Raw genomic sequence first — 21258 nt, 5'->3', positions numbered from 1 at the left:
TCCCTTGGATCATTCTTCGAACAACTGGCCTTTGATCGACCGTGACAGGCCGCGCATTTCGGCGATTGTTGTATTTTCCTGATTGCTGACGCGCACGTCATAGATGCCGCTACGTCCGCTCAGGGACGTCTCGTGCGCGGTTGCGGTCAGCGTATCACCAACGCGGGCGGGCGCGATGTAGGTGATCATGTTGTTTTGCGCGACCGTCGATTGGTTGCGGCTATTGCAGGCAAAGGCAAAGGCGCTGTCCGCGAGCGAGAACGTGATGCCGCCGTGACAGATTCCAAGTCCATTGCAATGATGTTTTTGAACGACAAGCGAGATCTGGGCGGTGCCTTCATCGACAAAAACCAGCGTCATGCCAAGCCATTGCGAGGCTTCGTCATCCGACCACATCGCTGCGGCGGAACGCTGTGCACGTTCTTTTGCGTCCATGCTACTTCCCCTTGAACTGCGGTGCGCGTTTTTCCAAAAAGGCCGATACACCTTCGGCATAATCGGCGCTTTCACCACAGGTTTTCATATAGTCGGCCTCAAGATCGAGATGTAGGTCAAGCGTATCTGTTGCCGCGGCCTGAATCGCTGCCTTGCTCAATCCCAGTCCCAGCGTCGGTCCGTTTGCGAGTTGCGCAGTCATCGCGCGTGCATGCTCCATCAACGCATCGTCAGGAATGGCCTTCCAAATCAATCCCCACTCTTCGGCTCGCTCGGCTGGCAGTGGCTGAGCGGTCAAAGCCAGACCCTTCGCGCGGGCCTCGCCCAACAGGCGTGGCAAATGCCAACTTCCGCCAGTGTCGGGGATCAGGCCAACCTTGGAGAATGACTGAATGAACTTCGCGCTATGGGCCGCGAGCACAATATCGCATGCCAGAGCAATGTTGGCTCCCGCCCCCGCCGCAACGCCGTTCACCGCGCAGACGACCGGAAATTCCAACGACCGGATCAACCGCACCAGCGGAGCATACCACGTGCGAACCGTCGCACCCAGATCGGGCGGCGATGTCATCGTTGAAGGATCACGGTCCCCCAAATCTTGACCGGCGCAGAACCCTCGTCCGGCACCTGTAAGAAGAACGGCGCGCATGCCAGTGTCACGCGCCTCCTCAAGAGCTGTCCGAAGAGCGAGATGCATCTCGTCATTGAAACTATTGAGTCGGTCAGGTCGGTTCAAAGTAATTTCTGTCCAGTTTTCATATGCTTGCACAAGAATCGAGTTGGTCATTTCGTGGTCACTTTCCGGTAATCATAAATTGATCCTTGCATAGTCCGACCAGTTGGTCAATTAATGTTACAGCAACGATTCTGGTGGAGGGCAATCGTGAGCATTGTCGATGTAGGTATCGAAAACGGGCTGGCTTGGGTGGCGGGCTGATGTTCGCCGTGTGGGTCGCCGGTGACGCCGCACTCTGCACAGCGTTGAACACGCTGGAGGCACAAAGCCTGGGGTCATGGATCAGGGGCAAACGGTTTCGATAACGACTAAACGAATAGAAATTCAAGAGGAGGAAACCATGAATAAATCACTGCTAGGAACGCTGACAGCGCTGTCGCTGGTGGCCGCTTCCACCGCTCATGCCGAAGCCGAGCATACGCTTGTGTTCTCAAGCTGGGTGCCGCCGACGCATAACATCAACACACAGATGTTGCCGAAGATCATCGAAATGATCGAAGAGGCTACAGATGGCCGCGTGACCGGCGAAGTCCGCTTGGGCATCGCCCCGCCGCCTGCACAAATGGACCTTGTTTTGGATGGCGCGGTTGACGTTGCCTATGTGTTCCACGGGTATCAGCCAGGCCGCTTTGTCGGGTACAAGCTGGTTGAATTGCCCGGTGTGGAGACCACCGCCGAAGCGGCCTCCGTCGCCTATTGGAACTTGCACCAAAACCACCTTGCCGCGCTCGATGAACACCGCGGCGTCAAGGTGATTGGTCTGCATACCCATGGCCCCGGCCAGCTGCATACCAACACCAAAGTCGAAAGCCTCGCGGAGGTCTCCGGCCTCAAGCTGCGCATGCCTGGTGGTGTGGCCAGCGATGCGGGTGCGGCCCTTGGTGCCACAGGGATTCAGGTTCCGGCCCCGAAGGTGTACGAGACGCTTTCCTCTAACGCCGCTGATGGGGTGATGATGACCATCGACAGTCGTCAGGGTTTTCGTCTGACAGAGGTGGCGCCGCATTATTATGAAATTCCCGGCGGCTTCTTTCGCGGGTCTTTCGCATACATAATGAATGAAGACGTCTTTGCCGACCTGCCCGAAGATCTGCAAGCCGCGCTTGAGGAAAAAGTCTTTGGCGAACCCATCAGCCGGATGTCCGGCGCGGTATGGGACGAGGGTGATGCGTTCAGCATCCAGCTGACCAAGGACACCGAAGGCAATACGATCACACAAGCCTCGGCTGAAGATATCGCCGTCTTCGCGCCAATCATCGAGGACGTAACTGCCAAGGTTCTGGAAGAAGTCGGCGCCAAGGGCATCGACGCCGCAACGGCCCTTGCGTCGTTCCGTTCCGAACTGGGTGTCAAGTAAAGCATCCTGATCCAAGCAGCTCGGGCATCGCATGATGCCCGGGCCCGCTACTGCGTGGAGACGCCGAATGTCGACGTTCAAGAAAGCCTTTCAATTTCTGGTGCGGCTGCCGATCTGGCTTGCTTGTGCCTGTCTCTTCGTTCTGATGGCGATGACCTTCTCGGACGTGATCTTGCGCTCCAGTTTTGACGCACCGATCGAAGCGGCAACGGAAATGACCCGTATATTCGTGGCCGTCATGGTGTTTTCGGTCATGCCGCATATTTCCGTGACAGGCGGGCATATCGCTGTCGATCTGACCGATGGCTTGTTTCAACGCTACCGGCTGACGCGCCTTCGAAACGGGGTGATTTTGCTCCTTTCTGGCGTGATGTTGTTTTGGCCGGTGGCGCAGGTCTGGAAGCTGGCGGAACGGACCCGCGGCTATGGCGATGTCACCGAGTATCTCGGGCTGCCTCAATTTTTGACCATGTATCTGATCGGCGCGGGGAGCACCCTTGCGGCTGTTGCCATGGTCATCGCGGGGCTGTTGACCCTGTTCCTACCCAAAGTCACGCGGGAGCTGACAACATGACCGCTGCATTGATTGGATTTTTCGTCGTTCTCATTCTTGTTTTGCTGCGTCTGCCAATCGTGTTTGCGATGGGTCTCGTCGGGACGCTCGGTTACGCGTATGAGCGGGGCGGAAGCCTGTTCGATGATCGCGGTCTTCGGGCGTCCCTGTCGATGGTGGGGCGTCAGGTCACCGACACGGCACAAGATTACGGCCTGTCCGTGATCCCGCTATTTATCTTGATGGGCCTTTTCGTGAACAAGGGTGGCATGGCACGCGAACTATATGCGGTCTCCAATGCCTTTCTTGGCCATATGCGCGGCGGGCTGGCAATGGCGACGGTCATGGCTTGCGGCGGGTTTTCGGCTATTTGCGGGTCATCGCTGGCCACGGCAGCTACCATGTCCAAGGTCGCCATGCCCGAAATGCGCCGCTTTAATTATTCCGACAAGCTGGCCACCGCCTCCATTGCGGCGGGCGGCACGCTTGGCATCTTGATCCCGCCCTCGGTGATCCTTGTGATTTATGGCATCCTGACCGAAACCTCGATCGGCAAGTTGTTCATGGCCGGGATTATTCCGGGTGTTCTGGGTATCTTGTTCTATTTTGGCGCCGTGCGCTGGACGGTCTGGCGTCAGCCCGATGCCGGACCGGCTGGTGAGCGCACGTCGTGGCGCGAACGGATCGTTGCGCTAAAGTCGGTCTGGGCAGTGCTGCTACTGTTCTTTTTGGTGATCGGCGGCCTATACGGCCTGTTCGACTTTGAGCCGATTAACCTGACCTTTTCTCCGACCGAAGCTGCAGGGATGGGCGCGATGGGGGCTTTTGTCATCGCGCTTTCGCGCGGCGGGCTTGATTTCAAAGGATTGATCGAGGTTCTGACGGAAACCGCACTGACCTCGGCGAGTCTTTTCGCCGTGCTGATCGGGGCGCAGGTTTTTTCAAACTTCGTCAATGTTGCGGGCATGCCCGAGGCGCTGATCGGCATTGTGACGGCCTATGATGTGTCGCCCATGATGGTCCTGCTGATGATTCTCGTTGTCTATATGGTGCTCGGATGCGTGTTCGAGAGCATGTCGATGTTGCTGCTGACGGTGCCTATTTTCTTCCCGCTGGTGACTTCGCTGGGCTTCGATCCAATCTGGTTTGGCATCGTCGTTGTGGTGGTGGTTGAGATATCGTTGATCACCCCGCCTGTGGGATTGAATGTGTTCATCCTCAAGGGGGTCGTCGGGGATGTTTCAACCGGCACGATTTTCAAGGGCGTCACACCGTTCTGGATTGCCGATCTGTTTCGCCTCGCGCTGATTGTGGCCCTGCCGATCCTCGTTCTCTACTTGCCAAACCAAATGGGCGGTCTGGGTCATTAACGGGCCAGCCGATCGCGAAAGGAAATGATATGAGCCTTCTTGAAGTCAAAAGCTACGCGGCGGGTAAATGGGTCGCCCCTGATGCAACCGCGCGCAGCATCGAAAATGCGGTCACGGGCGAGGCTTTGGGCCGCGCGGGCAATGACGCGCTCGATGTGCAGGCAATGCTGGACTATGCGCGCGATACGGGCGGGCCGGCGCTGCGCGCGCTGACCTTCCATGACCGTGCGCGCATGCTCAAGGCACTGGCGGCGGCATTGGGCAAACACAAGCAGGCGCTTTATGATCTTTCCTTCGCCACCGGAGCCACGCAGGCCGATCACATGATCGACATCGACGGCGGTATCGGCACGATGTTCGTTTATGCCTCGAAAGGCCGCCGCGAAATGCCCGATGCGCATATCTATGTGGATGGCGAGGTCGAGCAGCTGTCGCGCGATGGTAGCTTCTTGGGCCAACATATCGCGACCTCGCTTCAGGGGGTGGCAGTGCACATCAACGCCTTTAACTTTCCAGTCTGGGGCATGTTGGAAAAACTCGCGCCCACACTTCTGGCCGGTGTGCCCGCCATCGTGAAACCCGCAACCGCCACCTGCTACGTGACCGAACTGGCCGTGAAAATCATGATCGATAGCGGCATCCTGCCCGCAGGTGCCTTGCAGCTGGTTTCCGGCGGTTTGGGCGACATGCTCGACAGGCTGACCTGCCAAGATATTGTCAGCTTTACCGGCTCTGCACAGACCGCGTTCAAACTACGCTCAGCGCCGCATATCATACGCAATTCGATCCGTTTTGTGGCAGAGCAGGACAGCCTGAATGCAACAATCCTTGGCCACGATGCGGTCGCCGGAACGCCGGAGTTTGACCTTTTCGTAAAGGAAGTGCATCGCGAGATGACCACCAAGGCGGGTCAAAAATGCACCGCAATTCGCCGCATCATTGCCCCGCATGCGCAGGTTGATGCCGTCATAGAAGCGCTCAGCGCGCGACTGGTCAAGACCGTCATTGGCAATCCGCAAGCCGAAGGCGTCCGCATGGGCGCGCTGGTGTCCAATAGCCAAAAGTCCGACGTGTTGGAGAAGGCCGCAATCATCGCAACTGAAGCCGAACGCGTCTTTGGAGATCCGGACAATTTCGAGACCCAGGGCGCGGACGGGGGCAAAGGCGCGTTCGTCCCGCCCATGCTGTTTCATTGCGCCAATCCCGACGCGGCGACCCGCATTCATGATACCGAGGCTTTCGGCCCTGTTTCGACCGTCATGGGTTACCGCGATCTTGATCACGCCATTTCGCTTGCCAATCGCGGTGAAGGCTCTTTGGTGGCATCGGTGATCACTCATGACCCGAAGATCGCGCAAGAGGTTGCTTCGGGCGCAGGCGCATTCCACGGCCGGCTCTATTTTAACAACCGCGACAGCATGAAGGAATCCACGGGTCACGGATCGCCCTTGCCGCACATGGTGCATGGCGGCCCCGGACGTGCAGGCGGCGGCGAGGAGCTGGGCGGTGTGCGCGGCGTGATGCACTACATGCAGCGCACGGCCATTCAGGGCAGCCCCGACATCTTGACACAGATCAGCGGGAAATGGGTGCCAGGAGCGACAGAAAAGCCGGCGCCAGCGCATCCGTTCACCCGCAATTTTCATGAATTGGACATCGGCGAGACGATCCACACGGATCCGCGTGACATCACGCTTGCCGACATCGAACATTTCGCTGAATTCACGGGCGATACCTTCTATGCGCATATGGACGAGGACGCCGCGAAGCGAAACCCGTTTTTCCCCGGACGCGTCGCCCACGGCTATTTGCTACTCAGCTTTGCCGCCGGTTTGTTTGTGGAGCCAAACGAAGGACCGGTTCTCGCCAATACCGGTCTGGATTCGCTGCGATTCATGAAACCCGTCGAAGCAGGCGACAGCATCAAGGTGCGTCTCACAGTCAAGCACAAGACACCGCGCAACGACGACTATGGCGAGGTACGCTGGCACGCGACCTTGACCAACCAAAATGATGAACTTGTGGCCGAGTACGAGCTTTTGACGATGAATGCCTACGAAACCTAGGCTTGGAGAGCAGGCAAATTCCGACTAAGGATTTGCTATGAAACCCACACCGTTCCAAACTGTGATAAACCACCTGACAAGAGACCAGATCCCGCGGGTCTGGTCTTTCTTGATCTCTGTTTTCGGTGAATTGACCCAAGACACTGGGGCCCGGATCAGCGGCAACTTACTACGCCACATCTCCGAGCAAGTCGGTATCAAGCCCGAAGCAATGCGCGTGGCCATACACAGGTTGCGTAAAGATGGCTGGATTGACAGCGAACGGCATGGGCGTACCAGCACATATTTTCTTACAGAGCTCGGGCGCTCGCTGAGTGCGTCAGCATCACCGCGCATTTATTCGGCGGATCAGGCTGCCGAAACGGCATGTTTTGCGATGTTCAATCCAGGACAGCCGATCCATCACGACGACCCTCTCGCAGTTTGGGTTTCTTCAAACGTATTGATCACTTCAGCAAATTTGGACGCCGCGCAGACTTTTGTCTGTGCGATACACGAAGACACCTTCATGCCAGAGTGGATGACGACAAAAATTTGTGATGAGAAAATTGTGGAGATGTCTGCGCTCTTTGCCGCACAGTTGGCGGATATCAAACCTCACATTGACGGCGCGCCCGATCTTGGCATTTTGGAGGTCGCGGCTCTCCGCGTTCTCTTGATCCATAACTGGCGGCGTATCGTCTTGAAAACGCCGCTCTTGCCTGATCACGTGTTTCCGAGCCATTGGCAGGGACCCCGCTGCCGCGAAATGGTTTCGCAATTGCTCCACAAATATCCGAGACCAAAATTGGATGAACTGGAAGCCTTTATTGCAACCGATCCGGTTCAATAGTGTCTGCCGGTAGGGGATCGAACTCGGCGCTCTCGCCTTGCAGTAATTTCAGCCTCGCAAAGCAACGATACGGGCATTCGGTGTTGTCGCATCATGCCGGTGAGCATTGCTGGTAGCGGACCGCATGGATCGTCAGCGTCGATGCGCACTCCGCGATCAATCACAAACGTCACCGTTTCGCACACCAGATCATTGCGCAGGCGGTTTGGCTTTGTTGCCGGTTCAATATGAGCCTTTGCGAGGTCGAGAAATTGCTTTTGCGCCCAGCACTCCGCCGCTTCGTGATGGCGATCCGATGCCACATGCTCAACGCTTTTGACGCCTGAAACCCGTCCGGTGTGACATTTGAAAATGCAAGCTCTGTGACTTGGCAAAAGCCGTCAGTTCAGTTGGCGATCCCATCAAAACAGCGATCGGTCAATTGATGGCGAAGAGCAGTCCGTAACCGCGTTTGATCTTCGCTCGGTACGTATCGTCCCATCCGACTAGGGTATCATCCAAGACCCCCCTAATCATCGACAAAATCCGGCTGGGGCGGGCAAGTTGCACAGAACAGAAACCTGCAAATGTGGTGCCCCCTCGTGACCAAGATTGACCAGATCGAGACCCTGATCCTCGAAGTTCCCACCATTCGCGGTCATGTGCTTTCGATGGCCACGATGCGTACGCAAACTGCCGTGCTGGTCAGGGTCAGGTTTTCGGACGGCTCCGAAGGCATTGGCGAAGGCACGACGATTGGCGGGCTGAGCTATGGACCTGAAAGCCCTGAGGGCATCCAGTTGGCGATCGAGACCTATATCGCGCCCGCTTTGATTGGCCGCAACGGCGACGACGTGAATGGTGCGAACCAGCTGATTGATAAGCTGGTAAAGGGCAACCGCATCGCCAAGACGGCAGTCGAGATCGCCCTTTGGGACGGGTTGGGTAAGCGCTTGGGTGTTCCGGTGTCGCAACTGTTCGGCGGCGGCGTTCACGATCACCTGCCCGTCGCATGGACGTTGGCCTCCGGCAATACGGACACCGATATCGCCGAAGCGCAGGAGATGATCGAAAAACGCCGGCACAATATCTTCAAGTTAAAGATCGGCAAGCGGTCTGTCCGCGAGGACGTGGCGCATGTGGCAAAGATTATAGAAGCCATCGGCGGCGCGGGCACCGTGCGCGTGGACATCAACACGGCTTGGTCGTTGCACGATGCGCGCTGGGGTCTCAAAGGCTTGCAAGAGGCCGGTTGCGAACTGGCCGAACAGCCGGTGCCCGCACGCGATCGACGCGCCATGGCAGAACTGGTCAAAGGTTACGAGATTGCAGTGATGGCCGACGAGGCATTGAACGGCCCCGAGGACGCATTGGACGTCGCATCAGCGCGGGCGGCGGATGTCTTCGCGGTCAAGATCGGGCAATCCGGCGGTCTCAAACGCGCGTCTGAGGTGATCGCAATCGGGCAGGCTGCGGGGCTGGGCCTTTATGGTGGCACGATGCTGGAAACCGGTCTGAGCACGGCTGCGGCATTGCAGCTGTTCTCGACGGTGGGGGAGATGGCATGGGGCACCGAACTCTTTGGTCCGCTACTTCTGACCGAGGACATTCTCGCCACCCCGATCGTCTATCGTGATTTCTGCGTCGAGGTGCCCCAAGGGGCGGGCCTTGGCGTGGCTCTTGATCCCGACAAGATCGAATTTTTCCGCCGTGATCGCGAGCGGACAATGAAAGCCGTCGCCGGAAAATAGACCCGCGACACCGATATCCAATCTAGCCAGGGCATGTCAGTAGGCGCCAAGGCGGTCAGGAGGAGGACCACCAATGTTCAAGCAATCCAATCTCGATGAATTCGAAGCGCGGCTCGACGGCGCGATACAGGATGACCCGGAAAATGGCGTGTTTCGCTGTCGCCGTGACATCTTTACCGACGAGGAGCTTTTCGAGCTTGAGATCAAGCACATTTTCGAAGGCAACTGGATCTACATGGCGCATGAAAGCCAGATCCCCGAGCCGGGCGACTATCTTACCCTGACCATGGGCCGCACGCCCGCTGTCATCACCCGCGACAAGGACGGTGAGTTGCACGCGCTGGTCAACGCCTGTTCGCACCGTGGTGCGCAGCTTTGCCGTTTCAAGCGTCGCAACCAAAAGACATTTACCTGCCCGTTCCACGGTTGGACCTTCTCGAACACCGGCAAGCTTCTCAAGGTCAAGGATCCGAAGGGCGCGGGCTATCCCGAACAGTTCAACAAGGACGGAAGTCATGATCTGACCAAGGTTGCCCGCTTCGAGAGTTACCGTGGCTTCCTGTTCGGATCTTTGAATGCAGATGTGAAGCCGCTGGAAGACTACCTCGGTGAGGCGCGCAAGATGATCGACATTATGGTTGATCAGGCCGACGAGGGACTGGAGGTGCTGCGCGGATCCTCGACCTACACCTATGACGGCAACTGGAAGCTTCAGGCCGAAAACGGTGCGGATGGCTACCATGTCTCTGCCGTGCATTGGAACTATGTGGCGACGACTGCACACCGCACCGACGACGGTAAGGAAGACAACATCAAGGCAACCGATGCGTCCAAATGGGCCAAGCAGCGCGGTGGTTTTCATGCTTATGAAAACGGTCACATCCTGCTTTGGACCGAATGGGCCGACCCGACAAACCGTCCAGGTTATTCGCGCCTCGAAGAGTGGACGGAGAAATTCGGCAAGACCAAAGCCGATTGGATGGTCGGCGTTCTGCGCAACCTGTGCCTCTATCCCAATGTCTTCTTGATGGACCAGTTCTCCAGCCAGATCCGCGTCTTTCGCCCGATCAGCGTGAACGAGACCGAGGTCACCATTTACTGCATTGCGCCCAAAGGCGAGAGTCAGGAAGCGCGGACCCGTCGCATCCGCCAGTACGAAGATTTCTTCAATGCTTCCGGAATGGCGACACCGGATGACACCGAAGAATTCCGAGCCACACAGCGCGGCTATGCGGGTGCTGCACATGCCCAGTGGAATGACCTGACCCGCGGTGCGACCCAGTGGATCGAAGGCCCGGACGAAGACGCCAAGGCCCTTGGCATCAACCCCGTCATGTCCGGTGCCCGCACCGAGGACGAAGGGCTGTTCGTTATTCAGCACAGCAATTGGTCCAAACGGATGGGAGAGGCCATCGCCAAGGAACGCGAAACCGCGCCAAAAGCGCCGGTGGCAGCCGAGTGAGGAGGAAAGACAATGACAACTGCAACGCTTGACCGCACGGCCGATACGACAGTGAGCTATGAAGACATTCAGGCCTTCCTCTTTGCCGAGGCGCGCGCGCTGGATGATCGTGAATGGGACACATGGCTGACCTTTTATCACAAGGACTGCCCGTTCTGGATGCCCGCATGGGATGACTACGACACACTCACCGAGGACCCGCTGAACGAAATGTCGTTGATGTACTACCCCAACAAGCAGGGGATTGAAGATCGTGTGTTTCGGATCAAGACGGACCGGTCTTCTGCGACCTCGCTGCCGGAACCGCGCACCAGCCATTACCTGTCCGGTATCGAGGTGGTGAGCCGTGAAGGCAGCCAAATCAAGCTGCGCTTCAACTGGCAAACGCTGAGTTATCGCTACGGCAAAACCGACCAGCACTGGGGCACATCGTTCTACACGCTCGATACCAGTGGGCCCAAATTGTTGATCACCGACAAGAAGGTGGTCCTGAAGAACGATCACATCCACCACGTGATCGACGTCTATCACACCTAAGCCCGTTCATTTCGGGAGCCTAAAGACCTTTGCGCATCCACATCAGGGTGCGCGGCCAAGGGAGGAGCATGCCTTGACGATCTATAACGTTGCCTTGAATTTCGAAGATGGCGTCACGCGCGTCATCCAATGCGATGACGATGAGAAGGTGACCGATGCGGCCTTCCGTCAAAAAATCAACTTGCCGATGGATTGCCGCGATGGCGTTTGCGGCACCTGCAAGTGTTTTATCGAAAAAGGTGAATACGAGCTGGAATTCTACATGGACGAGTCGATGAGCGACGATGAAGCCGCACAAGGCTATGCGCTCACCTGCCAGATGACCCCACAGAGCGATTGCGTTGTTCAGGTTCCGGTCTCGTCCGCCATCTGCAAGACCGCGCCGGAGGCTATCGAGGCTGAGGTGAAGGGCGTTGATCAGCTGTCCGAGACCTCCTTTGGTTTGCGGGTAAAGCTGGCCAAGCCGATCAACTTTCTGGCGGGGCAGTATGTAAACCTGTCGATTCCCGGCACGGACAAGCACCGGTCGTATTCTTTTTCATCCGCTCCGGGTGCGCAGGAGGCCAGCTTTCTGATCCGCAACCTACCGGGCGGGGTGATGAGCCGCTATCTTGGCGAGCAGGCGAAGGCTGGCGATGCTCTCACTGCAACGGGTCCGATGGGAACTTTTTACCTTAGGCCAATCGAGCGCTCGCAGGTTTGGCTCGCTGGCGGCACTGGTTTGGCCCCGTTCCTGTCGATGCTGGAGCAGGTGGCAGAGCAGGGCGCGGAGCACCCGATTACCCTTTACTATGCCGTGACCCGTGCCGCCGACCTTGTGGAACTGGACCGAGTAAACGCCCTTGCTGAAAACATCGGCAACGTCACCGTGATCACCGTTCTGGCCGCCGAAGAAGACGCGCATGAGCGCAAGGGTTTCGTGACCGATCACCTCGGCGGGGATGATCTCAACGACGGGGATTGCGACGTTTACCTGTGTGGGCCGCCGCCGATGGTTGACGCCGTTCGCGACCACTTCGGCAAGCTTGGCGTAGATCCGGCGAATTTCTACTATGAGAAGTTCAACCCCACTGAAGCGGAAGCGGAGGCCGCATGACCAACCGTTTCGAGGGTAAAATCATGGTCGTGACAGGGGCCGCTCAGGGTATCGGTCGCCGAGTTGCTGAACTTGCCGCATGCGAAGGTGCGAAGGTGCTGATCGTCGACCGCTCTCCTGCTCGCAAAGACGCGGTGAGTGCGATCCGCAACGCAGGGGGAACGGCCGAGGCGATTTCGGTGAACCTTGAAACATGGTCTGGGTGCGACAAAGCCATCCAGAAAGCGATGGATCTGTGGGGTAGGATCGACATCCTCGTCAACAATGTTGGCGGCACGATCTGGGCCAAGCCATATGAGCATTACGAACCCAAGCAGATTGACGCCGAAGTGCGACGGTCGCTGTTTCCGACACTTTACTGCTGCCATGCAGCCATTGAACGGATGCTGCCGCAAGGCTCAGGGACAATCGTCAATGTGTCGTCCATTGCGACCCGTGGCTTGAATCGCGTGCCCTACGCGGCGGCGAAGGGCGGAGTGAACGCGCTCACCGCGAGCCTGGCTTGGGAAGTCGCCGAACGGGGGGTGCGTGTGGTTGCGACTGCTCCAGGCGGAACCCAAGCCCCGCCACGGGTCGTGCCGCGAAACCCAAACGCCGAAGAAGAACAACGCGAAGATTGGTACCAAACCATCGTCGACCAGACGATCCAGTCCTCGTTCATGAAACGATACGGAACGCTCGACGAACAGGCAGGCCCAATCCTGTTTCTTGCGTCGGACGAGGCCTCCTACATCACCGGCGTTACCGTGCCGGTGGGCGGGGGCGACTTAGGATAGGCCCTGAGGAGGGGTCAGTAACCAACTGGAGGAAATTCACAATGAAACGCACAATCCTGGCGGCCCTCGGGTTCGCCACCAGCTTCGCTTTGCCTGCTGTGGCAGCAGAAGACATCAAGGTGGGCCTGTTGCTCCCTTTCTCGGGCGTCTACGCGTCGCTTGGCAATGAAATCGAGACCGGCTTCAACCTCGGGCTGCGGCAGTTCGGTTCCGAAACCGATGTGACGTTTGAGGTCGCCCGCGAAGATACCGAGGTGAAGCCGCCTGTCGCGCTTGGCAAGGCCAAGAAACTGATCTTGCAGGATCAGGTCGATGTCATGGTCGGGATCGTCAGTTCCGGTGTTCTGGGCGCGGTGCGCGACATGGTGCATGGTGCAGGTGTGCCGCTCATCGTCGCGAATGCTGGCAATGACGCAGCAACTGGCGAGTCCTGCTCGCCCTTCATTACGCGGATGTCGTTCTCCAACGGTCAGATCAATCGCCCGATGGGCACCTGGATGGCGCAACAAGGCGTCAAGAAGGTATTCACGCTTGCGCCTGACTACGCCGCTGGTCGCCAGATGATCAATGCCTTCACCGAGACCTTCACCGCCGCAGGCGGCGAGATCGCAGGTCAGGAATTCACTCCGTTCCAAAAGACGCAAGACTTCGGTCCCTATCTCGCCCAAGCCAAGGCCAGCGGTGCTGATGCAGTCTATGTTTTCTATGCGGGCGGCGAGGCGATTTCCTTCGTCAAGCAATATGACAGTTTTGGTTTGAAATCCGACCTCCCGCTCTATGGCTCGGGTTTCCTGACCTCTCCGTTGTATGTCAACGCGCAAGGCGATGCTGCCAAGGGCGTAATCACGGCACTACATTATGCTCCGACAATTGACAGCGGTCTGAACGCGGCTTTCGTTGACGCGTTCATGGAAGAAACGGGACGGGTTCCTTCGGAATTTGCAGTGCAGGGTTACGATGCGGCTCGTTCATTGATTGAGGCGACCAAGAGCGGCGCAAACGACCGAGCATCTTTGGCAAACGCGTTGCGGCAGGTTAGCTTCGAAGGGCCGCGCGGCAAGCTATCGATTGATCCCGCGACCAACAATATCATCCAATCCGTCTATGTCTATGAAACGGTCGCAGGCGAAGCTGGACTGACGCAGAAAATTCTCGCTCAGCTTCCCGCAGAAGCTGACCTGGTCAACGGATGCAAAATGGCACCGGTCTCCAAATGATTAAATTGCCTCGGCCGCACGCCTGCGGCCGAGGCATCACGTCCGAGGAGGACCTAGCTCATGGCACACGATCTTGGATTCTGGACACTTCAGGCATTGAATGCCTTGCAACTGTCCATGCTTCTGTTCTTACTTTCCATCGGCCTGACGGTCATTTTCGGGCTGATGCATTTCGTTAACCTCGCGCATGGTTCGCTTTATGCTCTTGGTGCGTATTTCGCGGCCTCGCTGGCGGCTGTGGGCGGCTACTGGATGGGGTTCTTTCTGGCACCTGTGGCGGTTGCCGGGGTGGGGATCCTCCTCTATTCCGGCCTTATCAAACGGATGCGGAAATCGGGACCTATGGCACAGGTTCTCGTCACATTCGGTCTGATCTTTGTCCTGCTCGATCTGACACGCATCTTTTGGGGGGATCTGGCGCTCGCGATCGACGTGCCAGCGCTGCTTGGCGGTCGTCTTGACGTCCTTGGTGTCGCCTATCCGACCTACCGGCTGTTCATCATCGTTTTGGGGCTCGCCATCTTCGGCGCACTTGCTTTCGTGCTGAGCCGAACCCAGATCGGCGCAATGATCCGCGCGGGTGTCGATAACGATGCCATGGCTGCCTGTCTGGGCATAAACGTGGAACGGCTATTCTTCATCGTCTTTTGTGTGGGCTGTGCCCTTGCAGGCCTAGCGGGGGCCGTCGCGGCACCGCTTTTGAGTGTGACGCCTGATATGGGACTGCAGATTCTGATACCGACGCTGATCGTGATCGTGATCGGGGGGCTCGGCTCGCTCAAGGGGGCCATCGCCGGATCGCTGATCTATGGCATTGTGCAGACCTTTGGTGCCGTTCTGGCCCCTGGGCTGGCCTCAGTCCTCATCTACGCGCTTTTGGCTGCGGTCCTCGTGATCAAGCCCGAAGGCCTCTTTCCCGCGAAAGGATAGACGATGTTTCGCCACAACACTCTTCGTTACACCGCTCTGGCCCTCCTTGCGGCCGGTGCTCTCTTTCAAGCATTCACCGCCGAATATTTCGGGCTGGAGATCCTGACCGAGATCGTGATCCTTGCCATGCTGGTTCTGGCGCTTGACGTCGTTGCGGGCTTTGGGGGCATGGTCTCGCTCTGCCATGGCGCTTTGATGGGGATCGGGGCCTACGCCTATGCAATCCTGTCGACAAAGGCTGGGATCGCGCCGCCGGTTGCCATGGCTGGCAGCATCGGGCTGACTGGCGCGGCTGCTTGGGCCATTGGTGCAATCGGCTCGCGCAGTCACGGTATCTATTTCATCATGGCGACACTTGCTTTCGGACAAATGGCTTATTCCTATGTATTCGAGGCGCCGATCTTTGGTGGCGACGATGGGCTGGGCGGCATTTCCCGACTGGATCTGGGTTTCATCGGCGTTGATCTGAATGACAGTCGCAGCTTTGCGCTGTTCTGCCTGAGCGTGCTTGGCGCCGTCTATGGCGCGTCGGTGGTGATCTTGCGCTCCGGTCTGGGCCGCTCGTTCACCGGTGTCATGCACAATGAGCAGCGGATGCGCGCGCTTGGCCTGACGGTCTGGCGTGTAAAGGCCGATGTGTTTGGCCTGTCCGGCATGATCGCGGGCCTTGCCGGTGCGCTGGCCGCGCAGAACATCATGTATATCTCGCCGGGGCTGCTCAGCTGGACCGTTTCAGGCGAGGCACTGGTTGTTGTGATCCTCGGAGGGCTTGGAACGCTTGTCGGCCCCCTGATCGGAGCGGCGGCTTTTGTCGTCCTGAAACATGAGCTGAGTTCAGTCACGACCTATTGGCACCTTGTTGTCGGTGTCATCCTGATCGCCGTCGTGACGAGCCGCGCCAACGGCATCTTCGGCTGGATCGAGGCCCGATGGGGCGGCGTATTCGACCGCCGTCTTGCTGATGCAACCCGCAAACACGAAACCGAGGAGGCGTTGACCGATGCTTGAGACACGCAATCTGGACAAAAGCTTTGGCGCCGTCCACGTCACGCGCAACGTGTCGTTGAAGCTGGAACGAGGCGAGCGCCGTGTTATCCTCGGACCGAATGGGGCGGGCAAGACGACATTGTTCAATCAGCTCGTTGGTGAACTGACCCCCGACAGCGGATCGGTCCATCTTGCTGGTGAGGATGTCACCGCGCTGCCGGTTGCCAAACGCGCCCGTCGCGGGCTTTCGCGCAGCTACCAGAAAAACACGCTGTTTGACGGTTTGACGGTCGAGGAAAACCTTGGCCTTGCCGCGGCGGTTCACACGGGCAATGGGACAAATCTTTGGTCGGACAGCCTAGCAAAATCCGAAGTCCGAGAAATTGTGGAGGAGGTCGCCGAGCAGGTGAATCTAATGCCCTTTCTTCACGCGAAAGTGTCCGAGATCAGCTATGGTGTGCGTCGACAGCTTGAGGTCGGCGTGGCACTGGCCACAAAGCCTCTTGTCCTGCTTATGGATGAACCGACCAGCGGTGTCGGGCCGGAAATGTCCAAAGGATTTCACGATCTGCTGAACAATCTGCCGCGCGACCTGACCATGCTGATCATCGAGCACGACATGGACCTTGCCTTTGACGTGGCCGACACGATTACGGTGCTCAACTACGGCGAAGTGGTTTTCGATGGTCAGCCCGACGCGGCGCGAGGATCGACTCTGCTCAAGGACATTTATCTGGGGAGCTGGGAAGATGCTTGAACTGAATGCAATCGAATCCGGCTATGGAGAAACGCAGGTTCTGTATGGATTGTCGCTTCGGGCACAGCGGGGCAGGGTCATGGCGATCCTTGGTCGCAACGGTGCTGGCAAGTCCACAACGCTCAAAACCATCATGGGCCTTTTGCCGCTGACGTCCGGCGAGATCCTGTTCAACGGGGAGCCGATCGGAGGGCAACCCTTTGATATCGCCAAAAGCGGTATCGCATATGTGCCCGAAACACGTGACATCTTCCCGTCGCTTAGCGTGCGTGAGAACCTTGAAATCGCGAGCAAGCGGTTCGGCGGGTCAGAGGCTGCATGGACGATGGAGCGGGTGCTCGATCTGTTTCCGCGATTGGGGGAGCGTTTGGACAACGGCGGCACGCAGCTTTCGGGCGGAGAGCAGCAAATGTTGGCGATCGCGCGCGGCTTGCTAATGAACCCCAAGCTGCTGATCCTAGATGAACCGACCGAGGGCCTAGCTCCGATCATCGTCAAACTGATCCACGACAAGCTGCAAGACCTCAAAATGGCAGGACTGTCCATGATCATCGTCGAGCAGAATTTCGGCTTTGCAACCTCTTTGGCGGATGACGTTGTTGTGGTCAGCAAAGGTCAGATTGTTTGGACCGGTGATGCCGAAGCCATCAAGCTTGACGAGGAGGCCCAGCATACATGGCTGGGGGTATGAACATGGCGCTCAGGGTGAAGATGATTGAAACCACACGGCGGTAGCGTCCAAATATATTGCTGCTGAGGGGCCCGAAAATGAACTGGCTCGGGCGACGCCAAGCGAACCTCTAGGGCAAGACAACCGCTGCCGAAGCGGAGGAGATTTGCCGCCGTCGGGCCAAGCAAACGAGGAGTGATTTGGGCATCGACGGCTATCTGCTGACGCGGGATCGCATGTTCGGCATCGTGACGTGCCGCAGGGCCTGATATCACTTCTTCAAAGGGCTCTTTCGTGCGACCTTCTGAGCCAAGGAGACAAAATTCTGGACATGGACTCCCTGTTCATCCAGTCGATAGTTCATCGAAAGCTCGGTCCGCGCAATCTCGGGTTCGATGTCGAGAAATTTCATACCCTTGCGCGGCGCATTTGCGACAGACGCGGGGACGATACACACGCCTTCGCCGACCGCGACAAGGCTCAGGGCGGTTTGCAGATCCATGCACCAGATGCGAAGCGGCACTTTGAACCCCGCAGCTTCAACCGCTTTGAGAACCATATCCGCATAGCTGGGCCTAGGCCGTTCGGGGTATAGGATCAGGTGATGTGTCATCAGCCGTTCGAGCTTGGCCACCGTGCGGGTGCCTGTATCGACGATGTCCGGCAAGGCGAGGATCAGCTTTTCCTCGACCAAGTGCTTCGACAGGAATTCCGGATCTTTCAAGGTTGGCCGAGCGAAGACCACGTCGAGTTCGCGCGACACCAAGGCCCGATGCAATTCGGCCGTGTTCATCGGGATCAGGCTTAGGTTCATTTCGGGATAATTTGCTCGATAGGACCGGATGATGTTGGGCAAAATTCCGAATGTCGCAGAACCGACAAAGCCGATCCTGAGCCGTCCTTCGGCCCCTTGTCCCAAGCGGCGCACTTCCAGTTGCATGTCTTCCAGTTCTGCGAGGATAGCTTTGCCACGCTTGAGCAACCGCTCACCGGCCTGTGTGAGGGTGATCGCGCTTCGGCCTCTGTTGAAAAGAGTGGCTTCCAACTCCTCCTCGAGTTGCTTGATCTGTCGACTGAGTGGCGGTTGCGCCATATCGAGACGCTCGGCAGCGCGACCGAAATGCAGCTCGTCCGCAACCGCGATGAAATAGGTCAGCTGTTTGAAATTCAATTTTGCCGTCCTCCCAAGAGCTCATGATACGCCATACCCGTAAATGAAGACAGGCCCCCGGCATGCGAGGGCCAATCTTCTGGGAAGTATCGGGGATTACTCTGCGGCGATTGCGTTTTCGTCAGCCGCAGTCTTGAGAACGAAGTCAAATTCGAAGTGCAGGTCAGTGCCCAGTTCCTTAGACGCAGGCTGGAACTTTCCGATCAGGCTTTTCTTGACCGCAAAGACGCTGTCCTCTTCGAGCCAATCGCTGTCCGCATCATAGATCTGGCTGATCAGCGGGCGATAGCCGTCTTTGGAGATGATGAAGTGCATGTGCCCCGGACGGTTTGGGTGGTGGCCCATGAAGCGCAGCAGCTCTCCGGCGGTTTCATCGTCCGGAATCGGATAGGGGACGGGACGGACCGCGATAAATGCGTAATGGCCGTTTTCGTCGGTTTCGAACCGTCCGCGCAGATTGTACTCGGGTTGATCGGGATCGAGGTTCTCATAGACGCCGTTCGGTGCGTCTTCCCAGACATCCATCGTCACACCGGCGATTCCGTTGCCGTTCTCATCGTTGATGTAACCCTCGAAATAGGCGGTTTCTTCGTTGTCATAGTGCTTTTGGATGATCGAACCGCCCTTGGGCAGAACCGGCGGGTTTTCGCGGTAGAACGGGCCCAGAACGGTGGATTCACTTTCGTTGCCATCGACAGGGTTGGTCATCATGTCGACGAGAACTTCGACGCCGAGGATGTCGCCCAGAAGGATGAACTCCTGACGATTGTCGTTGCAGAGCTTGCCCGCGCGGGCGAGATAGTCGCAAACGAACAGGAATTCGTCATGCTGCAGCTGCACGTCTTTGATGAAGGCGTGCAGATGCGTGACCAGCCCCGTGGCCAGTTGGCGCTGACGCTCGGTGATGTCTCCATGCTTGCCGAGGCTCGCGATCACGACGTCGGTAATGTTGTCTTGGTTGACGATGCCCATGGGTAGTTCCTCCTCCTGAAACATTAGGTATTCGGGGTGAGACGCCGTCGCGCCTCTCGTCCTATAGCCATTGCCCAATCCGTCGCGCAGCCCAATGCCCGCCACGGTATGGGGTGATACCGCCGATGAGAGGCGCATTGTGGGCGAGGCATTTCTTGAAAAGTCGCAATGCAGAGTATTGCCCCATACTCTCGCTGGCATGGCCCAGAGACCCTCGGTCATGGCAGCTAGTCCCCAGCTTATGACCGTATGGGAGGCAAATGTGATCGATACCTTCACACAAATTCAAACCCGCCTTGAGGCAACACCGCATTTGCTGCGCCTTGGCCGGCTGTTTTCCGAAACCGTGCTCATCGATGTGGGGGGGGTGGAGTTCTACCTATCCTTCGAGAAGGGACACATCGTGTCGGTCAAGGAAGGTGCAAGCCGAAAGACGCCTTGGCGCTTTGCTTTGCGGACCGATGCCGAAGCGTTGAACAAAGTCTGGGAAGCCCGGCCCGAGCCCGGCTTCCATGACATCTTCGGGCTGGTAAAGATCGGCCGTGGCCGGATCGACGGCGATATTCTGAGCCTCGTCAAGAACCTGCGTTTCTTCAAAGAGGTCCTAGGCCTCGCCCGTGCGCAAGAGGAGTTGGCAGTATGAGCATTGAACCGATCACAGGGCGCTATGTCACCATCTCCGTGGGCGGTGTCGCGCACCGTATTTACTTCGAAGAATCGGGGCAGGGGCGTCCGATCATCTGCCTGCACACCGCCGGCGCCGACACCCGCCAGTGGCGTCATCTGATGAATGACGCAGAGATCACCGTATCGAATCGCCTGATCGCCTTCGACATGCCATGGCACGGAAAATCCCTGCCGCCCGAAGGGTTCGAGACACAGGAGTATTTGCTGACGACAGAGGCCTATATCGAAACGGTTCTGGCCGTGATCGAGGGGCTGGGCCTTGACCGTCCGGTTCTGGCAGGTTGTTCGATGGGCGGGCGGATTGCGCTGCAACTGGCAGCCCTGCATCCGGAAAAATTCAGCGGCTTCATCGCGATAGAGGCCTCGGATTTCCAACCTGCATGGTACGATATCGACTGGTTCCACAGGCCTGATGCCCATGGCGGCGAGATGGGGGCCGCTCTCGTATCTGCCAATATCTCGCCATATGCGCCCAAGGCCGAGCGCTGGAACACGCTTTGGATGTTTATGCAAAGCGGCCCGGGCGTGTTCCGCGGCGATCTAAGCTTTTATACCCGCGATGACAGTTTGATCCCGCGCCTGCCAACGATTGATACGAAGCAAACGCCGGTGCACATGATCGTCGGTGCCTACGACCTGACATGTACGCCCGAAGACGCCGAACGCACGGCCAAGGCCATAACGGGCGCCACGCTGGCGGTCATGGATGAACTGGGCCACTTCCCGATGAGTGAACACCCTGAGGGCTTCCGCCCGTTCTTCATCGAAGCACTGGAAAAGATGCCAAGCCCCGCGGTGCAAGTGGCCTGACCAATAGCCCAGCACAGGAGAAGCCGCCATGCGCATGACCGCGAAAACCCGTGCTCCCGATGCAAGACGCACAAAAAGCCGATGCGGTCTGGTGGTCTTTGCCGATG

At 57.8% G+C, this 21258-nt stretch carries 21 protein-coding genes; 17 read left to right on the top strand and 4 right to left on the bottom strand.

From position 1 onward, the window contains the following. Nucleotides 1–9: 9 nt before the first annotated feature. Both paaI and paaG read right to left on the bottom strand, forming a co-directional pair. Nucleotides 10–435: a hydroxyphenylacetyl-CoA thioesterase PaaI gene (gene paaI, locus ABWV64_RS14370; RefSeq protein WP_353346597.1), complete on the bottom strand. Its 426-nt coding sequence runs from the start codon at nucleotides 433–435 to the stop codon at nucleotides 10–12. Nucleotide 436: 1 nt separating this feature from the next. After that, complete coding sequence (paaG, locus tag ABWV64_RS14365) at nucleotides 437–1222, bottom strand: 2-(1,2-epoxy-1,2-dihydrophenyl)acetyl-CoA isomerase PaaG (protein WP_353346477.1); 786 nt, start codon at nucleotides 1220–1222, stop codon at nucleotides 437–439. Between the two features lie 289 nt (nucleotides 1223–1511). Here paaG and ABWV64_RS14360 point away from each other — a divergent pair, with 289 nt between their 5' ends. The 15 genes from ABWV64_RS14360 to ABWV64_RS14290 all read left to right on the top strand — a co-directional run bounded on the left by ABWV64_RS14360 (nucleotide 1512) and on the right by ABWV64_RS14290 (nucleotide 17532). Beyond that, the gene (locus ABWV64_RS14360) at nucleotides 1512–2528 is read left to right on the top strand and encodes a TRAP transporter substrate-binding protein (protein WP_353346475.1); all 1017 of its coding nucleotides are present in this window, start codon (nucleotides 1512–1514) and stop codon (nucleotides 2526–2528) included. Between the two features lie 67 nt (nucleotides 2529–2595). Further along, nucleotides 2596–3102, top strand: coding sequence for a TRAP transporter small permease (locus tag ABWV64_RS14355; protein WP_353346473.1), 507 nt, complete (start codon nucleotides 2596–2598; stop codon nucleotides 3100–3102). After that, nucleotides 3099–4451 carry a TRAP transporter large permease gene (locus ABWV64_RS14350; protein WP_353346471.1) on the top strand — a complete coding sequence of 451 codons (1353 nt, stop codon included), beginning with the start codon at nucleotides 3099–3101 and terminating at the stop codon, nucleotides 4449–4451. The genes ABWV64_RS14355 and ABWV64_RS14350 overlap by 4 nt, the downstream gene beginning before the upstream one ends. A 29-nt stretch (nucleotides 4452–4480) precedes the next feature. Beyond that, a complete protein-coding gene (paaZ, locus tag ABWV64_RS14345; protein WP_353346468.1) occupies nucleotides 4481–6517 on the top strand; it encodes a phenylacetic acid degradation bifunctional protein PaaZ in 2037 nt (678 codons plus the stop codon). 37 nt (nucleotides 6518–6554) lie between these two features. Beyond that, a complete protein-coding gene (locus ABWV64_RS14340) occupies nucleotides 6555–7349 on the top strand; it encodes a PaaX family transcriptional regulator C-terminal domain-containing protein (RefSeq protein ID WP_353346466.1) in 795 nt (264 codons plus the stop codon). Nucleotides 7350–7930: 581 nt separating this feature from the next. Then, nucleotides 7931–9079 carry a muconate/chloromuconate family cycloisomerase gene (locus ABWV64_RS14335; RefSeq protein ID WP_353346464.1) on the top strand — a complete coding sequence of 383 codons (1149 nt, stop codon included), beginning with the start codon at nucleotides 7931–7933 and terminating at the stop codon, nucleotides 9077–9079. 73 nt (nucleotides 9080–9152) lie between these two features. Further along, nucleotides 9153–10541 carry a benzoate 1,2-dioxygenase large subunit gene (gene benA, locus ABWV64_RS14330; protein ID WP_353346462.1) on the top strand — a complete coding sequence of 463 codons (1389 nt, stop codon included), beginning with the start codon at nucleotides 9153–9155 and terminating at the stop codon, nucleotides 10539–10541. A 12-nt stretch (nucleotides 10542–10553) separates the two neighbouring features. Then, entirely contained in the window at nucleotides 10554–11078 is a 525-nt protein-coding gene (gene benB, locus ABWV64_RS14325; protein WP_353346460.1) for a benzoate 1,2-dioxygenase small subunit, read from the top strand. A 73-nt stretch (nucleotides 11079–11151) separates the two neighbouring features. Beyond that, entirely contained in the window at nucleotides 11152–12174 is a 1023-nt protein-coding gene (benC, locus tag ABWV64_RS14320) for a benzoate 1,2-dioxygenase electron transfer component BenC (protein ID WP_353346458.1), read from the top strand. Then, on the top strand, nucleotides 12171–12950 hold the full coding sequence (gene benD / locus ABWV64_RS14315; protein WP_353346456.1) for a benzoate diol dehydrogenase BenD: 780 nt from the start codon (nucleotides 12171–12173) through the stop codon (nucleotides 12948–12950). Before benC ends, benD begins: the two co-directional genes overlap by 4 nt. A 41-nt stretch (nucleotides 12951–12991) precedes the next feature. Continuing rightward, a complete protein-coding gene (locus tag ABWV64_RS14310; protein ID WP_353346454.1) occupies nucleotides 12992–14167 on the top strand; it encodes an ABC transporter substrate-binding protein in 1176 nt (391 codons plus the stop codon). Nucleotides 14168–14227: 60 nt separating this feature from the next. Continuing rightward, entirely contained in the window at nucleotides 14228–15097 is an 870-nt protein-coding gene (locus ABWV64_RS14305; protein WP_353346452.1) for a branched-chain amino acid ABC transporter permease, read from the top strand. 3 nt (nucleotides 15098–15100) lie between these two features. Further along, on the top strand, nucleotides 15101–16105 hold the full coding sequence (locus ABWV64_RS14300; protein ID WP_353346450.1) for a branched-chain amino acid ABC transporter permease: 1005 nt from the start codon (nucleotides 15101–15103) through the stop codon (nucleotides 16103–16105). Then, nucleotides 16098–16841, top strand: a complete 744-nt coding sequence (locus ABWV64_RS14295; RefSeq protein WP_353346448.1) for an ABC transporter ATP-binding protein — start codon at nucleotides 16098–16100, stop codon at nucleotides 16839–16841. Before ABWV64_RS14300 ends, ABWV64_RS14295 begins: the two co-directional genes overlap by 8 nt. Beyond that, nucleotides 16834–17532, top strand: a complete 699-nt coding sequence (locus ABWV64_RS14290) for an ABC transporter ATP-binding protein (protein WP_353346446.1) — start codon at nucleotides 16834–16836, stop codon at nucleotides 17530–17532. Before ABWV64_RS14295 ends, ABWV64_RS14290 begins: the two co-directional genes overlap by 8 nt. A gap of 250 nt (nucleotides 17533–17782) precedes the next feature. Here ABWV64_RS14290 and ABWV64_RS14285 read toward each other — a convergent pair whose 3' ends face one another. Together ABWV64_RS14285 and ABWV64_RS14280 are read right to left on the bottom strand one after the other, a co-directional pair. After that, a complete protein-coding gene (locus ABWV64_RS14285; RefSeq protein WP_353346444.1) occupies nucleotides 17783–18682 on the bottom strand; it encodes a LysR family transcriptional regulator in 900 nt (299 codons plus the stop codon). A 96-nt stretch (nucleotides 18683–18778) separates the two neighbouring features. Continuing rightward, nucleotides 18779–19654 (bottom strand): dioxygenase family protein, encoded by an 876-nt coding sequence (locus ABWV64_RS14280; protein ID WP_353346442.1) that lies wholly within the window; start codon nucleotides 19652–19654, stop codon nucleotides 18779–18781. 262 nt (nucleotides 19655–19916) lie between these two features. On the opposite strand from ABWV64_RS14280, the gene ABWV64_RS14275 reads away from it, so the two are divergent. Both ABWV64_RS14275 and ABWV64_RS14270 read left to right on the top strand, forming a co-directional pair. Next, the gene (locus ABWV64_RS14275; protein WP_353346440.1) at nucleotides 19917–20297 is read left to right on the top strand and encodes a hypothetical protein; all 381 of its coding nucleotides are present in this window, start codon (nucleotides 19917–19919) and stop codon (nucleotides 20295–20297) included. Then, complete coding sequence (locus ABWV64_RS14270) at nucleotides 20294–21151, top strand: alpha/beta fold hydrolase (protein ID WP_353346438.1); 858 nt, start codon at nucleotides 20294–20296, stop codon at nucleotides 21149–21151. Before ABWV64_RS14275 ends, ABWV64_RS14270 begins: the two co-directional genes overlap by 4 nt. Nucleotides 21152–21258: the final 107 nt, after the last annotated feature.

It is taken from the genome of Litorivita sp. NS0012-18, assembly GCF_040371945.1.
In the GTDB taxonomy this organism is placed as follows: domain Bacteria; phylum Pseudomonadota; class Alphaproteobacteria; order Rhodobacterales; family Rhodobacteraceae; genus Litorivita.
This window is presented reverse-complemented; position numbering and strand designations above follow the sequence as displayed.

What these genes read in the sequence shown, in the direction of transcription:
- paaI (WP_353346597.1), bottom strand. Translation starts at nt 435, where the DNA reads ATGGACGCAAAAGAACGTGCACAGCGTTCCGCCGCAGCGATGTGGTCG.
- paaG (WP_353346477.1), bottom strand. Translation starts at nt 1,222, where the DNA reads ATGACCAACTCGATTCTTGTGCAAGCATATGAAAACTGGACAGAAATT.
- ABWV64_RS14360 (WP_353346475.1), top strand. Translation starts at nt 1,512, where the DNA reads ATGAATAAATCACTGCTAGGAACGCTGACAGCGCTGTCGCTGGTGGCC.
- ABWV64_RS14355 (WP_353346473.1), top strand. Translation starts at nt 2,596, where the DNA reads ATGTCGACGTTCAAGAAAGCCTTTCAATTTCTGGTGCGGCTGCCGATC.
- ABWV64_RS14350 (WP_353346471.1), top strand. Translation starts at nt 3,099, where the DNA reads ATGACCGCTGCATTGATTGGATTTTTCGTCGTTCTCATTCTTGTTTTG.
- paaZ (WP_353346468.1), top strand. Translation starts at nt 4,481, where the DNA reads ATGAGCCTTCTTGAAGTCAAAAGCTACGCGGCGGGTAAATGGGTCGCC.
- ABWV64_RS14340 (WP_353346466.1), top strand. Translation starts at nt 6,555, where the DNA reads ATGAAACCCACACCGTTCCAAACTGTGATAAACCACCTGACAAGAGAC.
- benA (WP_353346462.1), top strand. Translation starts at nt 9,153, where the DNA reads ATGTTCAAGCAATCCAATCTCGATGAATTCGAAGCGCGGCTCGACGGC.
- benB (WP_353346460.1), top strand. Translation starts at nt 10,554, where the DNA reads ATGACAACTGCAACGCTTGACCGCACGGCCGATACGACAGTGAGCTAT.
- benD (WP_353346456.1), top strand. Translation starts at nt 12,171, where the DNA reads ATGACCAACCGTTTCGAGGGTAAAATCATGGTCGTGACAGGGGCCGCT.
- ABWV64_RS14310 (WP_353346454.1), top strand. Translation starts at nt 12,992, where the DNA reads ATGAAACGCACAATCCTGGCGGCCCTCGGGTTCGCCACCAGCTTCGCT.
- ABWV64_RS14305 (WP_353346452.1), top strand. Translation starts at nt 14,228, where the DNA reads ATGGCACACGATCTTGGATTCTGGACACTTCAGGCATTGAATGCCTTG.
- ABWV64_RS14300 (WP_353346450.1), top strand. Translation starts at nt 15,101, where the DNA reads ATGTTTCGCCACAACACTCTTCGTTACACCGCTCTGGCCCTCCTTGCG.
- ABWV64_RS14295 (WP_353346448.1), top strand. Translation starts at nt 16,098, where the DNA reads ATGCTTGAGACACGCAATCTGGACAAAAGCTTTGGCGCCGTCCACGTC.
- ABWV64_RS14290 (WP_353346446.1), top strand. Translation starts at nt 16,834, where the DNA reads ATGCTTGAACTGAATGCAATCGAATCCGGCTATGGAGAAACGCAGGTT.
- ABWV64_RS14280 (WP_353346442.1), bottom strand. Translation starts at nt 19,654, where the DNA reads ATGGGCATCGTCAACCAAGACAACATTACCGACGTCGTGATCGCGAGC.
- ABWV64_RS14270 (WP_353346438.1), top strand. Translation starts at nt 20,294, where the DNA reads ATGAGCATTGAACCGATCACAGGGCGCTATGTCACCATCTCCGTGGGC.